Source organism: Streptomyces sp. NPDC058198, from assembly GCF_042882605.1.
GTDB lineage: Bacteria > Actinomycetota > Actinomycetes > Streptomycetales > Streptomycetaceae > Streptomyces.
The window spans coordinates 1,788,594-1,803,992 of the sequence record NZ_JBHVVP010000001.1 but is presented as its reverse complement, the minus strand read 5'-3'; the positions used below and the strand labels follow the sequence as shown (position 1 = coordinate 1,803,992).

The 15,399-nt window shown below is 67.6% G+C and carries 11 protein-coding genes and 2 pseudogenes; 8 read left to right on the top strand and 5 right to left on the bottom strand.

The window, feature by feature from the left end; genetic code table 11:
- The first annotated feature begins 3 nt into the window (after positions 1-3).
- From ACFVWW_RS07925 to ACFVWW_RS07895, 7 genes and pseudogenes are all read left to right on the top strand, one after another.
- Positions 4-459 (top strand): MarR family winged helix-turn-helix transcriptional regulator, encoded by a 456-nt coding sequence (locus ACFVWW_RS07925; RefSeq protein WP_386876593.1) that lies wholly within the window; start codon positions 4-6, stop codon positions 457-459.
- 198 nt (positions 460-657) lie between these two features.
- Positions 658-1,167 carry an SseB family protein gene (locus ACFVWW_RS07920; RefSeq protein ID WP_386876591.1) on the top strand — a complete coding sequence of 170 codons (510 nt, stop codon included), beginning with the start codon at positions 658-660 and terminating at the stop codon, positions 1,165-1,167.
- The gene (locus tag ACFVWW_RS07915; protein ID WP_384329568.1) at positions 1,164-1,811 is read left to right on the top strand and encodes a hypothetical protein; all 648 of its coding nucleotides are present in this window, start codon (positions 1,164-1,166) and stop codon (positions 1,809-1,811) included. The genes ACFVWW_RS07920 and ACFVWW_RS07915 overlap by 4 nt, the downstream gene beginning before the upstream one ends.
- A pseudogene (locus ACFVWW_RS07910) lies at positions 1,811-5,078 on the top strand (putative T7SS-secreted protein). Before ACFVWW_RS07915 ends, ACFVWW_RS07910 begins: the two are co-directional and overlap by 1 nt.
- 993 nt (positions 5,079-6,071) lie before the next feature.
- Positions 6,072-6,554: a hypothetical protein gene (locus ACFVWW_RS07905; protein ID WP_386876589.1), complete on the top strand. Its 483-nt coding sequence runs from the start codon at positions 6,072-6,074 to the stop codon at positions 6,552-6,554.
- Between the two features lie 125 nt (positions 6,555-6,679).
- Complete coding sequence (locus ACFVWW_RS07900; RefSeq protein WP_386876587.1) at positions 6,680-7,123, top strand: barstar family protein; 444 nt, start codon at positions 6,680-6,682, stop codon at positions 7,121-7,123.
- Positions 7,124-7,705: 582 nt separating this feature from the next.
- Positions 7,706-8,458 carry a hypothetical protein gene (locus ACFVWW_RS07895; RefSeq protein WP_386876796.1) on the top strand — a complete coding sequence of 251 codons (753 nt, stop codon included), beginning with the start codon at positions 7,706-7,708 and terminating at the stop codon, positions 8,456-8,458.
- Here ACFVWW_RS07895 and ACFVWW_RS07890 read toward each other — a convergent pair.
- Positions 8,417-8,648 (bottom strand): annotated as a pseudogene (locus tag ACFVWW_RS07890) (hypothetical protein); the annotation flags it as partial. The gene ACFVWW_RS07895 and the pseudogene ACFVWW_RS07890 overlap by 42 nt on opposite strands.
- Positions 8,649-9,020: 372 nt before the next feature.
- Between ACFVWW_RS07890 and ACFVWW_RS07885 the strand changes: the two are divergent.
- Positions 9,021-10,238: an FAD-dependent monooxygenase gene (locus tag ACFVWW_RS07885; protein WP_386876585.1), complete on the top strand. Its 1,218-nt coding sequence runs from the start codon at positions 9,021-9,023 to the stop codon at positions 10,236-10,238.
- Between the two features lie 91 nt (positions 10,239-10,329).
- Here the strand turns inward: ACFVWW_RS07885 and ACFVWW_RS07880 are convergent, their stop codons facing one another.
- Genes ACFVWW_RS07880 through ACFVWW_RS07865 form a run of 4 tightly spaced genes read right to left on the bottom strand, consistent with a single transcriptional unit; the run spans position 10,330 to position 15,355 of the window.
- Positions 10,330-11,058 (bottom strand): ABC transporter ATP-binding protein, encoded by a 729-nt coding sequence (locus ACFVWW_RS07880; RefSeq protein WP_386876583.1) that lies wholly within the window; start codon positions 11,056-11,058, stop codon positions 10,330-10,332.
- Between the two features lie 10 nt (positions 11,059-11,068).
- Positions 11,069-11,980 carry an ABC transporter ATP-binding protein gene (locus ACFVWW_RS07875; RefSeq protein ID WP_386876581.1) on the bottom strand — a complete coding sequence of 304 codons (912 nt, stop codon included), beginning with the start codon at positions 11,978-11,980 and terminating at the stop codon, positions 11,069-11,071.
- On the bottom strand, positions 11,977-14,151 hold the full coding sequence (locus tag ACFVWW_RS07870) for a branched-chain amino acid ABC transporter permease (protein WP_386876579.1): 2,175 nt from the start codon (positions 14,149-14,151) through the stop codon (positions 11,977-11,979). The genes ACFVWW_RS07875 and ACFVWW_RS07870 overlap by 4 nt, the downstream gene beginning before the upstream one ends.
- Before the next feature lies 1 nt (position 14,152).
- Positions 14,153-15,355 (bottom strand): ABC transporter substrate-binding protein, encoded by a 1,203-nt coding sequence (locus ACFVWW_RS07865; RefSeq protein ID WP_384329585.1) that lies wholly within the window; start codon positions 15,353-15,355, stop codon positions 14,153-14,155.
- Between the last annotated feature and the right edge of the window lie 44 nt (positions 15,356-15,399).

The window sequence follows — 15,399 nt, the reverse complement described above, 5'->3', positions numbered from 1 at the left end:
ACCATGAGTGAGTACGAAGCGACGGCCGCAGCCGACGGCCGCGAGCGGGTGGGGTTGCATTTTCTGTCTGTCGCCTACCGGGTACGGGAGAAGGTCGACCAGCACATGTCAGCCGCGGGTCTCTCCCTGTCCCGTACCAAAGTCCTGCAGCTACTCGCCCAGCGCGGCACACTGCACCAGGCGGAACTCGCCGAAGCCCTCGGTCAGGCGCCACGTTCCGTCACACAGACCGTGGAAGCCCTCGAACGAGCCGGCTTGATCACCCGGACCAACGACCCCGACGACCGCCGCCGCAAGACCGTCTCGCTGACCGCCACCGGACATACCGCGCTGGCAGCGGCGGAACAGGCCGGCAAGCAGATACTGCAGCAACTCTTCGGCTCGCTCGACACACGCCAGCTGGCCCACGTGGGAACATTGCTCACCATCGTCGATACCGCCGCGACACGTACAGACTGACACTGTAAGAAGACGGTCAGGCCGCACCCACGACCTGACCACCGCCCGCACCCACCGGATCATCCGGATCTGCGAACTTCCGAGGGGTGTTTACAGGCCCACCCGTGAGTGCGTGAAGCTGGGCCGGGTCCGGACCATGACTGGCTGGCAATTTTTGTTCGTTGCTCTCGGAAAGCGTGCCGTGACAGCATTCGACGCGTGTCCGACAACGGGGATGACGTAGCAGAGCCGCCTGCCCGGCGTTCGAAGATTGCCGACTTGGCCGACTGCCCTGCTGACGAGGCGCCTTCCGCGCTGCGTGAGGCACCGGATCCGGCCCGTGCCATGACGTCGGACGATGATCCGGCGGCCGTGGCTCGGACTGAGTTTGCTGTGTTGCTGGGTGAGTTCCGGCGTACGGCGGTGCTGGTGCCGCTGGATGCCGATGGGGATCTGTGGTCGGCGGAGCAGAACGGGGTTCGCTGGATCTGTGCGTTCTCGGACGAGGAGGCGTTGGCCCGGTTCGCACAAGCCCGGGGCGATGCCGGGCGGGAGTGGGCGTACCAGACGGTGTTGGGTGCGCGGTTGCTGGATGTGATGGTGCCATTGCTGCCGGGACCTGCGGGGGTGGCGCTGGAGGATGCGGGCAGTGCGGACGGCATGGTGTTTCCGCCGGTGGCGGGCATTGTGCCGGACGCGGTTGCGGTGGATCTCGGGGGGATGCGGTGAGCGGGGAGAGTTCTGATCTTCAGGTGCCGCCGGAGGCTTTGGCTGCGATCGCGAAGGGGATCGATCTGGCGCATGCCGAGTTGAAGGAGCTCGGCATGATCGGTGAGGCGTCGACGGGCCGGGGGTTCTCGGATCTCGCCTTGTCGGGGCTGGAGTTGGGGCACGGCGGGCTGACGTCGGAGTTCGAGACGTTCTGCAACCGCTGGGAGTGGGGTGTGCGGGCGCTGACGCAGAAGGGGAACGGCTTCGCGCTCGGGGTCGGGTTGTCGGCGGGTTCCTTTGCGGAGCAGGAGCAGTACATCAAGGACTCGTTCAAGGTCGGCGCGAATTCCCTCAACGGGAATCCGCACCTGTCCGAGGACGAGGTCAAGGCCATGAGCTGGGACACGATCAGCAGTCAGTCCGCGTACGACAACCCGGACTGGAGCACGGAGTCGATGGTCGAGGCCCACGACGAGGTGAAGCAGAACTGGCAGAACACCGCCTACGACGTGGAAGACGCCGCGCTCGACTCGATGCAACGCTCCGGGCTGGTGGACCCGGCGGTGCGGGCAGCGGCGGATGAACGTCTGAAGGAGCAGCTTGATCCGTCGCAGGAGACGATCGATCAGGCCGAGCAGCCGCGGTGGGGGGAGAGCCGCTGATGGTGGACTGGGGGAAGCTCGGCGGAGACGTTTACGACGGTGCCGGCAAGCTGGTCGACAAGGGCAAGGAGATCGTCGGCGAGGGGATCGACAAGGGCACCGATGTGCTCGGCTCCGGTCTGGAGAAGGTCGGTGCCGATGAGTGGGCGGACTCGGTCGAGGACTGGGGCGATGAGACCGCGTCCTCGCTCGGTGCGGAGGTCGGTGAGCAGCAGCTCGGACAGACCGAGGAAGCCAATGAGCTGATCCACGGCAGGCCGGACAAGATCAGCGCCGCGGTGAAGAACCTCCGGGACTTCCAACACGCGTTCGATCTCGTCGGCGGCGGGATGAAGAAGCTCGACTCCGGTCACTGGAAGGGTAGGCCGCAGACGCCTTCCGGGCGAAGTTCGAGACCCTGCCGACCGACTGGCTGCGTGCGGCGGATGCGTTCGAGGACGCGGCCAAGGCGCTGGAGACGTACGCCGGGACGGTCACGAGCGCGCAGGGCAAGGCCGGTGAAGCGATCGCCCTCTACAAGGAGGCCAAGCGGGACTACGAAACCGCAGCCGCCGCGTTTGAGGAGAAGGCCAAGGCGTACAACGCGGTCCGCAACACCGATCACCCGCTCCCGCATCCGGGAACGTTCTCCGATCCGGGCGCGGCCAAGCGCCAGCACGCCCAGGAGATCCTGGAGCGTGCCCGGCGTGCGCGTAACGAAGCCGCCGAAGCGGCCAAGGGCGCGGTTACCGCGGCGATGGCGCACGCCCCGAAGGAGCCCACCGGCCTGGACCGGGCGAAGCAGGAGTTCCTCGACTACCAGGTCGGCCAGGGCATCGAGCTCGCCCACCTCGGTGGCGGTGTCCTCAAGGGCACCGCGGGGCTGGTCAACTTCGTCCGCTCGGTCAACCCGGTCGACCCGTACAACCTGACGCACCCGGCCGAGTACTACAAGGGCGTCAACATGACGCTCGCCGGCCTCGTCTCCACCGCCGCCAATCCCGACCGGGCGCTCAAGAACGCCTGGGACGCGGCCAAGGGCGACCCCTCCGAATTCATCGGTCGACTGATACCCGAGCTGGTCGGCACCAAGGGCGGTGGTCTGATCAAGGGCGGCCTGCGGGCTGGGATGAAGGATCTCCTCGAACGTCCGACGGGCAAGAACCGGCACGGCCACGAGAAGAACCCCGACTCCAACGCGAAGAAGTGCAGCGAGGTCAAGTGCGCCGGAGACCCTGTCGATGTCGCGACCGGGCGCATGCTGCTCCCGCAGACGGACATCGTGCTACCGGGCTCGCTGCCCCTTGTCTTCGAGCGCGTCTTCGACTCCTCGTACCGAGCCGGCCGCTGGTTCGGATCCGGCTGGTCGAGCACAGTTGATCAGCGGCTGGAGATCGACGCGGAGGGCGTGGTGTTCAGCTGCGACGAAGGCAGCCTGCTCGCATACCCGCACCCCGCCCCTGGCGTCCCCGTCATGCCCACGCACGGGCGGCGCTGGCCCCTCGACCGGAAGGACGGCGGCTACACCGTTACCGATCCGGAAACCGGCCGAGTCCGGCACTTCGTCGACCACCCCAACGGGGAGCTGGCGCTCCTGGCTCGGATCGACGACCGTAACGGCCGTTGGATCACCTTCGAGTACGACGAGACGGCTGATCCGACGTCGATCGTGCACCACGGCGGCTACCACCTGAAGCTCACCACGAGCGAAGGGAGGGTCACCGCCCTGCACCTGGCGGGCGCCGCACCGGACGGCACCGATCAGGAGATCCTCCGCTACGGCTACACCGACGGCCACCTCACCGAGGTCACCAATTCCTCAGGCCGCCCTTTGCGCTTCGGCTGCGACGAGTTGGGCCGCATCACGTCGTGGACGGACACCAACGGCAGCCGGTACGAGTACGTATACGACGAGTACGACCGCTGCGTGTACCAGTCGGGCACGAACGGCCACCTCGAAGCCCACTTCACATGGGACGACACCGACCCCGACACCGGCCTGCGCATGACGTCCATGACCGACGGCCTCGGCCACACAAAGCGTTACGCGGTCAACGACCGCTCCCAGGTCGTCGCCGAGATCGATGCCTTGGGCGCGGTCACCCGCTTCGAGTACGACCGCCACCACCGACTGCTGTCCCGCACCAATCCGCTGGGGCACACCAGCCTCTACACATACGACGAAGCCGGTCGGTTGATCGCCGCAGTCCGCCCGGACGGCCGACGGTCCACCGCCGAATACAACGATCTCGGGTTGCCTGTGAAAGTCACGGGTACGGATGGATCCGTCGTGCGTCAGACCTACGATGATCACGGCAATCGCACGTCGGTCGTCGATGGATCACACGCCGCCACCCGATTCGTGTACGACGAATCCGGCCACCTCGCCGCAGTGACCGACGCCCTCGGTCACACCACACACCTACGTAACGACGAGGCAGGACTGCCTGTCGAAATCACCAACCCACTAGGGGCGACCACCGCTTGCGGGCGTGATGCGTTCGGTCGCCCTGTCGTGGTCACCGATGCGCTGGGGGCAATGACCCGTTTATCACCGATCTCATCGGTACTCCGACACAACTCATCGACGAAGCGGGCACCCTTGCCTGGCACACCCGCAGCACGCTGTGGGGCACCACCACTTGGGCCACTGCCAGCACCACGTACACCCCGCTCCGCTTCCCCGGTCAGTACTTCGACCCCGAGACCGGCCTGCACTACAACTACTTCCGCCACTACGACCCAGTAACGGCTAGATACCTCACTACCGACCCGCTGGGGCTCGCGCCCGCTCCCAACCCAGCCGCGTATGTCTCTGATCCGCGCACTTCGACAGACCCTCTCGGGCTGACCCCTTGCCCGCCGAAGGGAGAGAGGAACAACCCGTTCAAGAACAGGGAGGACGCCGAGAAGGCGGCATTCGAAGCCGCAGGCGTACCGTACGGCGAGACACCGATTGCCGAGTGGACAGTGGCAGGGGACAAGAACCTGAAGCACGCCCCCGGGTACACGTATTCGAAGGATGAGAGCCACTGGGGTAATTTCCGACAATTCGAAACACCGCAGGGATCCCGCGTCGTCGTGGAACATATTTTCGATCCGGCAGGTACGCATTTTCACGCTGGAAAACCTAAGATCGATGACACCCGCAGCTTGGTGAACTTCGGCTGGGACAACAGCAGGGTCCAGCGTGCTGATGGAACATTCTGATATCCCGAAGATATGGAGCGGTACGGAAAAATAAATAAACCCGGCGGGGATCGCCACTTCTTTTACGAAGGAAACTAGTTACACTTTTTATTTTGGAAAGAAGGTTCAAGGATGTCCGACGGTGTGGCCCGGGATTGGCGAAACATTCTACAAGCTTGCGGCTTGACAATAGTCGAGGGGGCGGTGCCCGTTTCGGCGCCCTCTCCCGTGAAGGCTATTCATTTCGTAACAGGAGTAGATGTAGATCCCACAAAAACCATCGCGCGAGCACAGCCCTCCGCTGCCGAGGAAGTCGACCGCCAGTGGCGAATGCAGACTTCCGGTCGACTGGATCCTTCGGGAGCCAATGAATTCTTTATCCTGCCACCTGGGGGCGGGGGTGTCGCTGTCGGCTGGGTCCGTGTGAGAGAGGCTGTCGGAGTGAACCTCCCCTCCCGCATCGCCGCAGTGACGGGTTCGCTCGAGTTCCTGAGCTTGTCAGTAGACGGAAGTTACCTGTTCGCGGTTTCCGAGGAGGATGACGAGTACTGGATCGTCGTCCGTCGGCTCACATCGTGATCGCACGCGTCTAATGAGGCTGTGGCTCGAAAAGAATTGATTTTTCGCGGTCGGCTGCTTTCTCTGACTGAAGTACCGTTTCCTCTTCGCGGACTGATTCGACCACATGTGGCAAGCGTCAGCCCCAGGGTGATGAGCTCCCGCAGCAGGTATGCCGGGTTGTCGACCCTCTGGGGGCACTGTCCCCGCTCTCGCTCTCCTCTTCCAGCTCTTTGAGGCGGGGGTGCTACAGCGGCGGTGTTGGAAGACATGCCCACGCGCGCCGGTGGGCACGGGCGCCCACGTTCCGGCTCACGTAGAGGTGGGCACCGCCGAAATGCTTCAGGCCGGCGACCGTCGAGGTTGATCGGCTTGGCGTACAGGTTCGTAAGCCGGAGCTGGCCGCAAGCTTCGCGCCGATCTGCTCACCAAGGCCAGATCCGCCCAGGAGCATATGCTTGACCACAACTGGGGAAATAAAAAGAACCGGGCGGACGAAATGAAAGCACTCATCGAAAAATTGGAGGGGTGACCGTGAGTGCCGCTGAACTCATCGCCTCATTTATCGCATCGGGGCGACTGTACGGGGTTGGCATCGGCTCCACCCTCATGGAGCTTCAACAGGCAATTGACTGCGATTTCGTGGATGTTGTGGACGAGGACGGTGATTCGATGCGACGCGACTACGGATTTATCGAATTCTATCTGAATTCCGGCGAAAGCTGGAGCGTGTCCGGGGGCGCCATCGAGCTGCACAGGCTGGCCGCTCGCGGTGATATGGCCGATCGGTGGCGTACCGCCATGCATGAGGACTTTCCCCAGTGCCTCGCATGGGATGAGTTGTATGGCGAGTTTTCCAAGCTGCCGAATCCTCCCGCCCTTCAAAATATCGATCAAGGTGACTTTCAAGAGTACCGTGCATCGGCAACGAAGGTATCCGTCCTAGTCAACAATGACCATGAGGAACACGACGAATGGCTGGGGCATGGAGACGTATGGAGCGTCAGCCTCGGCTGACGGCACCGCCGTCGTCCGGCCTGATGGAGAAGCAACTTGCCGTGCTTCTGAGGGAAGCGTGGCGGGCATGAAACGGAAAGGTCCCCTTCTGCGCTATGTCGCGGGCAATCCACATCGCCCCATGGATGCACATCATCACGAAAGGCGGTGGTCTACATCTCGATGAACTCCTGCCTGCCTCGGGTAGCGTTTGCGTGGCGCGTCTAAATGGCCAAGATATGCCCGACGAGACGTCAGCGTTTCAGCAGTTTTGGGAATTGCTGAAGTTTCCTGAATATTTTGGATGGAACTGGAACGCCTTCTATGATTGCCTACGCGACCTCCAATGGCTTTCGTCGGATTATCACATCCTGATCATCGAATCCGCCGATAGTGTCCTTTCCGAGGATGGCGTTGCTCGCGAGGAGTTTTTCAGATCCCTATGGCGCGCTGGTCGGCGGTGGTCCTACACCAAGCGGCCCGAGGGTGTGACGCTCAGCAAATTCTCCGTTGTCCTGTCGTGCGACAAGGAGTCCGCACCCAGCCTCGCGAGACGCCTCAGAGAATTTCAGGACCAACCCAATGCCTAGCCCAGATGCCGCATTAGCGATGGTCAGAAGCCATCGAGATGAGAAGTAGATGTCGTACGATGCGATGCTCGACAGCAGCTGCAATTTCGGCAGCAGAGCAGTCGGGTCGCCCGGAGGAATCTCGCCCCGGGCGACCCGACTACTGGCCTGGTTATACCTGCAGCTCCCGATCGGGCAACGCCACCTGGGATGACGTACAGCGCGCCGTACCGAGCTCAGTGTGAAACCCGGCCAATGCCCAATAGCGCTCGCTGATTGAGACGGGCTCAGCATCAGCACCCGCTACCGGTACCAAGGTGGGAATGACCGCAGCATGCGTGTCGGTAGCCAACCCCGCGCGTCGGGGAACCAGTCACGACACTCACCCAATGCAGCCAAAGGGGCCCGGCTCCGAAGCCGGCCAGGCCGTCACGGCGTACGGATCGTCGGGGATAAAGGGCGACTCAGGGGCCACGGCGCTCGGCGGCAAGCCCACGGACCCCGGTCGACCGGTTACCCACGAGGACATTGTGGAGGGCAAGATTCCGAGCAAGGACGGATTCATGCCCCCCGCGGTACAGATCAGATGAGGCAGCATTGAGCATGAAAGTGACCTTCGACAACGACTGGCGCGCGTCAGTGACGGATGATCCGCTGCACCTCGCCCCAGGCTTCGCAGGCACCTCTGTGCGCATTGCGGAGTACGCGGACGTGGAGGAGTGGCAGCGGTTCCTCGTGGAGACTTTCGGCAGCCAGGAGTGGCTGTGGGACGCTCCCGACGAGCTCCGGTTCGACCAGGCCAGCCGGGAACTGGTCGGCGCCGCGTTCCGGTTACCCTATGAGACCGCCGATGTCGAGGACTCTGCCCGCGTTCCCGCCATGCCCCCCGTACGCCCGGGCGGGCTTCGCGCGGACGAGGCCAGGGACTTCCGGCAGGAGATCACCACGGTGCTGTGTCGCGCCCCCGGGGATGCCGTGCTGACCTGTCTGCGCGACCTCGACGTCCTCGACGAGCCGCTGGAGGCCCGTATCGGCATCGCCTCCGACGTGGCGCTCCTCGTCCAGCACGGTACCGTCGTCGGCTGGAGCCTCACCAATCCCGCGCAGTACCTGACCACCGGCTTCGCCGCCCCTGACCCCGACCCGCCGTCCCCTGCCACCCGTCGGCTGCTCACCGAGTGCCTGGATCTGATCACCCAGCCGATGATCTATGAGGTGGAAGATCGCGAACCGGCCGCCCTGGCCCGGCTCCAGGCAGTCGATGATGCCCTGCGGAACCAGCGCGAGGACCGGCGCCGGGCCGATGCCCTGCTCTCACTCATCGCCAACCTGGTCGAGGACTACGGCAACTGGTGACGGCCCGCCGAGGAAGCTGATGCGCACCCGTCGCTCCGGGGCGTCCATGGCCGTGTCGATGAGGCAGATCGGCTGTCAGGTCCAGGCGCCGCGTTCCAGCTGGCCGCCGCTGACCGGCGCCGTCGCGTGCGGGGACGAGGGCTGGCAGGGACGTGTCGCGGCCGTGGCCCGGGGAGCCGTGGCGGTGCTCTCAGCGGTCGCCGGCAGGGAACATCTGAAACCGTCAACGACCGCACCATGACCTACAAGTACGGCGAGCTCGAACGCCGCACCACGATGGCGGGATCCTCTCGGTCTCATTCCGGCACCCAATTCCGACGCTACGTCCGAAACCCCCGCACGCGCGCGTTCGACGGCTGCTCCGTCGGCGACGGCCAGCCGCAGTAGGGGTATGTGCGGTGCTCAACTGGCGTGCGGGCGCTGCTCGATAGGATTCTGTTTGGGGCCTGACCGCGGGTAAGCGGGGCAACGAGCGCCCATTCAAGCGGACTTCCGGCCGGTCACGTCGGTGCGACAGCGCCTGGAGCGGTGGCCGGGACATCAAGTGAGGGGACAGTCAGTCATGCGTGGAGGCAGCATCGCCGTGGTCGGCGGCAGCATAGCGGGGTGTGCCACGGCGTTGGCCGTGTCGCGCGGCGGAGCCGAGAAGATCACTGTCTTCGAGCGAGCCGACGCCCAACTCCGCGACAGGGGAGTGGGAATCGCCCTTCACAACGACCGGTACGACGAGTTGAGGGACGCCGGTTACGTGGCCCCCGAGATGCCCTGGGCGCCGCTGACCCGGCGGGTGTGGAGCATGCGGGACGGCGAGGCGCACCACGGCCGGGCCGTCGGCGAGCAGCCGTTCCCCTTCCGCGCCTACAACTGGGGTTCCCTGTGGAGTGAGTTGCGCCGCCGGGTGCCCGAGGAGGTCTCCTACCGGTCCGGCGCGATGGTCACCGGCGTGGAGCCGGACGCCGACGGCGTGACGCTGCGGCTCGCGGACGGGTACCAGGAGCACTTCGACGTCGTGATCGGGGCAGACGGGTACCGCTCGGTCGTCCGCGAGGCCATGTTCCCCGGTGCCGACGCGACGTACGCCGGTTACATCGGCTGGCGCGGTACGTCGTCGGACGTCGCAGACCTCCCCTCGGACGGCTATGACGCGCACAACATCGTCTTCCCCGGCGGCCATTGCATGACCTACCGCATCCCGGACGGCGTCGGCGGGCACCGGCTCAACTGGGTGCTCTACACGACGCCCCCGCAGACCGACGGCCTCCACCCCGACCTGCGGACCCCGACCTCCCTGCCGCCGGGCCGGCTGCACGCGGAGCTCACCGCGCACCTGCGCGCCCTGGTGGCCGACAACTTCCCGCCGTACTGGGCGGCGAGGGTGCTCCGTACGCCCCCTGAGACCACCTTCATCCAGCCCATCTACGACCTGGAGGTGCCGCATTACGCCTCGGGACGGATGGTGCTCGTCGGCGACGCCGCCAGCGTCGCCCGGCCGCACATCGGCGGCGGCAGCGTGAAGGCGCTCCAGGACGCCACCGCCCTGGAGGCTGCCTGGGTGACCGGGGGCAGTTGGCAGGAGATCCTGGAGAGGTACGACGCCAATCGCCGCCCCGTCGGGGCGGCCATGGTCGCGCTGGCCCGCAGGATGGGCCGTGCGCAGGTCGAGAACACGCCGGACTGGTCCGCCATGGGTCAGCCGGAGTTCGACGTGTGGTGGCAGGACCAGAACAAGGGCTCCGACCGGCGCAGCGGCTTCGGCGGCCACAGCATGAAGGCCGAGTAGGCCCCGAGCGCGCACAGGGCCGAGGGCGGTGACCGGGTGCTGGTCACCGCCTCGTGGCTCGTACCGCTCGCGTCATCAGACCGCGCGCGTCTCAGACCGCCGTCGGCGTGAGTTCGAGTGCGGCGTGCAGTGCGGTGGCGTCGGCACGGGCGTCCGCGCCGTCCAGTCGCAGCGTCGTCCGCCCCGAGGTGAGGACCGTGAGCGTACGGGCGCACTCGGCCGCCTGGGCCGGGCTCGGGGACACCAGCAGTACGGCGATGCCCTCGTCCGCCAGCGTGGTCACCAACTCGTAGACCTGCCGGACGAGTACGGGCGCGAGGCCCTCGGTCGGCTCGTCGAGCAGCAGCACGTTCGGCGAGCCGAGCAGCGCGCGGGCCAGTGCCAGCATCTGCTGTTCGCCGCCGGACAGGTCCGCCCCCCGGTTGCCCCGGCGCTCGCCCAGCCGGGGCAGCAGTTCCAGGACGCGCGCGGGGGTCCACACGCTGGGGCGCGTGGTGTCGCCACGGCGCGGCGGACGGTAGGACAGCCGCAGGTGTTCGGCGACGGTGAGCCCGGCGAACACGCGGCGGCCCTGCGGTACGAGGCCGATCCCGGCGCGGGCGATCCGGTGTGCGGGCTGCCCCGTCACGTCCCGGCCGGCGAGCCGTACGACGCCGGCGCTGGGGCGCATCAGTCCGGCGACGGTGTGGACGAGGGTGGTCTTGCCGGCGCCGTTGTGGCCGACGATGGCGTGGACCGTGCCGGCGGGCACCGACAGGTCGAGATCGTGGAGGACGGTGCCGCCGTGGTAGCCCGCGGTCAGGCCGGTGAGTTCGAGCATCGGGGGTCGGTCATCCTCTCGCGTCGGCGGACGGGGCGATGGACGGGTCGCCGGACGCGTCGCCGGACGGGTCAACGGACGGGTCGGCGGCGGACGCGCCGATGTTCTCCATGTCGGGGTTCGGGACGTCGGCCGTGCCCTTGTCCGCCGTCGTGCCGGTGTTGTGGTACGCGTCGCGGACCTCGGGGTGTGCGAGCGCCTCCTGCGTCGGGCCGGTGACGATCACCCGTCCTGCCGCCAAGACGGTTACTGTCGTCGCGAGTTGGGCGACGACCTCGACATGGTGCTCGACCAGGATGATCGCGACGCTCTCCGGCAGCCCCCCGAGGACGCCGAGCAGCCGGCCGATGTCGCCGTCGGTCAGCCCGGCCGCCGGCTCGTCCAGGAGCAGCAGGCGTGGGTCGCCCGCCAACGCGGCGGCGAGGTCGAGCATGCGGCGCTGTCCGTGGGAGAGCGTGGAGGCCGGCCGGTGGGCGATGTCCGCGAGGCCGACGGCCTCCAGATGGCGGCCCGCGGACTCGGTGTGCAGCCGGTAGCGGGACGGGCTGCGCCAGGCGCCGCGGCGCTTCGGGTGGTGCGGCCAGCCGGCCAGTACGACGTTGTCCAGCACCGTCAACTCGGATATCACCGAAGGTTGTTGGAAGCTGCGGGCGATACCGAGGCGGCTGCGCTTGGCGGTGGCCGTACGGGTGATGTCCGTGCCGCCCAGGACGATGGTGCCGTGGTCGGGCCGGTCGGTACCCGCGATGAGGTTGAGGAGGGTGGTCTTGCCGGCGCCGTTGGGGCCGATGACGGCGTGCCGGGCGCCCGCGGGCAGCCGCAGGCTGACGTCGTCGACGGCGGTGAGACTGCCGTACCTCCGGGTGAGACGGGTGAGGTCCAGCACCGGGGATGCCGATGCGGCCGTCGGTGTGGGCGTCATGGGGAGACCTTCCCGGCGGGGGTCGGGGTGTGCCCGGACGTGGACGCGGCCGGGGGCTGCTCGTCGGGCCGGGGCCCGTCGGGCGTCGGCCCGCTCCGACCGGATCCGCCGCGCAGGCCGGCCAGACCGCGGGGCAGCAGGTACACGGCGGCGACGAACAGCGCGCCGAGCAGCAGCGGCCCGTGGCCGGGCCACGAACTGGCCACCCAGTCCCGGGTGATGACGATGAGCCCCGCGCCCATCAGAGCGCCGATCACGGACGTCGTACCGCCGATGACGGCCGCCAGCAGCGCGAACGCGGCGATCTCGAAGCCGACGTCAGCGGGGGAGAGGTACTGCTGGACGGTGACCATCAGCGAGCCGCCGACGCCAGCCAGCGCGCCGGCGCAGATGTGCGCCACCAGCAGGTAGCGCCCCACTGGGTGCCCCGACGCGCGCATCCGCGCCTCGGCGCCCCGGGTGCCGGTCAGCAGCTTCCCGGCCGGGGAGCGCAGCACCAGCAGGGTGACGGCGACGGCGATGACGGCGACGACGAGCGCGTAGTTGTAGACCTCGCTCTCCTCGAACATCCCCTCCCCGCCCCACAGCGCCTGCGTGGCCGGGAAGCCGACGAGACCGTCGGCGCCGCCGGTGACGGACTTGAACTGGTTGATGACCGCGCTGGTCAGCTCACCGACGGCGAGCGTGATCATCAGCACGGTCGTGCCACGGGCCCGGATCACGGCGGGCCCCGTCACCGCGGAGAAGACCGCGGCCGCGAGCGCCGAGAGGACGATCTGGACCGGGCCCATGGTCCACCCGGCCTGCGCGAGATTCGCGGTGGCGTAGGCACCGACGGCGAACGGCGCGGTCTGCCCGAGGGTGGGCAGTCCGGCGTAGCCGGTGAGGATGGTGACACTGACCGCGAGCAGCCCCAGAGCCAGGGCGGAACCGGCCAGCGAGATGCTGTACGCGTCGAGCATCCCCGGCAGCGCGATCAGCACCACGAGCAGCACGAGCAACGGAGCGGCCTGCCGCCACGCGGCCCCGCGCGGGAGCCACGTCGCCCCGCGCGGAAGCCCCCCGATCTTCGTGAGCGCGCCCCCGCCCTTGTCGGGCGATGCCACCGCGCCGGCCGAACGGCCTGATTCTGCAACGGACTTCTCGTCGTCCGTCCGACTCGCCGGTCCGGCGTCCGGCTCAGGTCCGGACGCCGTAGCGACCCCGCCCGCCCCCGCCGCCCCGCGCGGCCGCGGTCGCAGCCGCGCGGCGAGATGGCGGCGGAGCCGGGCCACCGGGTCCGAGGACGGCCCCTCCGGGCCGTGCGCGGTCGCCGGTTCCGCGAACCGGGAGCGGAGCACCAGCACCGCCGCCATCGCGGCGAAGAGCAGGTACGGCGCCAGGTCCGGCGCCACCGAGATACCCAGCGTCTGGACCTCGCCCACGGCGATTGCCGCGAAGAACGTCGCCCATAGCGAGCGCAGCCCGCCGAGCACGACCACCACGAGGGACAGCATCAGCACGTTCTCGGACGTGCCGGGCCCGGGACCGATGATCGGCGCCCCGAGCACGCCCGCCGCACCGGCCAGCGCACCCGCCGCCGCGAGGACGCCGGTGTGCACCGCCCGGGGGTTGTGGCCGGTGGCCGCGAGCATCTGCGGATCGTCGGCCGCGGCCCGTACCGCCGCGCCCACGCGGGTCCGGGTCAGCACCCACGTACCGAACGCGGCGAGCAGCACGGCCATCACGATGAAGCAGAGCCGGTACGCGGGGTACCGGTGGCCCAGCAGCATCACCGAGGAGTCGAGCGCCTCGGGGACGCGTACCGGAAGCTCGTCCGCCCCGAAGAACTGGATGAGCAGATCACCGCCGACCAGGGCGAGCCCGAATGTCAGCAGTGCTTGTGCGAGATGCCCACGCCGGGCGAGCGGAAGCGTCGCGGCGGACAGCCCCGCTCCGGCGACGCTCGCCGCCGCGGTTCCGGCGGCCAGCCCGAGGGCGAGGCCACCCCAGGTCCCGTCGCTCAACTCGGCGCCCGTGTAGGCGCCGATCGCGTACAGCGTGCCGTGCGACAGGTTCAGTACGCCCGCGGTGCCGAAGGCGAGACTCAGGCCGGCGGCGACCACGAACAGCAGCAGCCCGTAGGCCACTCCGTCCACCGCCGGCATGAGGTGGGCATCAAGGAGTTCCATGTCAGCCGCCGAGCGTCGCCAGGTCCTGGACCATGACGTTGGCCAGCTGGTTACCGTCCGGCCGGACCTGACGCAGGTACCAGCTCTGCACCGGCGAGTGCGCCTTGTCGCCGAACTCCCAGGCGCCGCGCGGGCTGTCGATCTGGCCCAGGCCCGCGATGGCCTTGTTGATGGTCTGCGGCGTCACGTCGCCGTCCTTCGCGGCGTCGGCAATCGCCTTGTCCAGCACGGCAGCCGCGTCGTACGACGCCATCGCGTACGTGGTGGGCTGCGTGTCGTGCTTGGCCGTCCAGTCGGCGGCGAACTTACGGTTGGCCGCGTTGTCGAGGTCGGCCGCGTAGTTCAGGACCGAGTAGATGTCCTTCGCCGCGTCGCCCTGCGCCTGGAGCACACTGCCCTCGGTGACGAAGGCCGTGTACAGCGGCAGATCGGCCACATCGGACTGCGCGTACTGCTTGGCGAAGTCGATCGCGGCCTTGCCGGCGTAGAAGCAGTACACCGCCTTGGCGTCCGTCTTGGCGATCTCGGCGAAGTACGGCATGAAGTTGGTGGTCTTCGGGAACGGCGTCCAGGTGGTCTTGCCGTCGGGGTTGGCGAGTTCACCACCCACACGCTTGAACTCGTCGGTGAACCCGCGCAGTTCGTCGTAGCCGCCCTGGTAGTCGGGGCCGATCGCGTAGACCGGTCCGTCGACCTTCTCCTTGACGTACGGGGCGATGGCCTTACCCGGCTCGTCGGACAGGAAGCTCGTCGTCCACACGTACTCGAGGTCCTTGATGGGCGGTCGGCCGTTCGACCCCAAGAAGGGGATCTTGGCCTGGTTGACCAGCGGCAGCACCGCGTTGACCGAACCGCCGCCGACGAGGCCCGTCAGCGCGTCGACCTTGTCCTTCTTGACCAGCTTGGTGGCCGCGGGAACGGCGGTCGGCGGACCGTCGCCCTCGTCCGCCACGATGAGCTCGACCTTGCGACCGCCCAGCTTGTTGCCGTGGGTGTTCAGGTACAGCTCGAAGCCGGCTCGCAGATCGGTGCCGACCGGCTTGTAGGTGCCGGACAGGGAGGCCACCAGGCCGACCTTCACGGTGTCGTCGCCGGCGCCGCTGTCACTGCTGCACCCGGTGACGGCTGCCAGACCGAGGGCGAGGGCGGCAGCGCCGGCCGGCCGGAATCTGCTGCGGCGCGATATGGACACGTCGAAGAACATAAGGGCTCTCATCGTTAGGAACGGGCAAAACGGGCCGAGTGGCT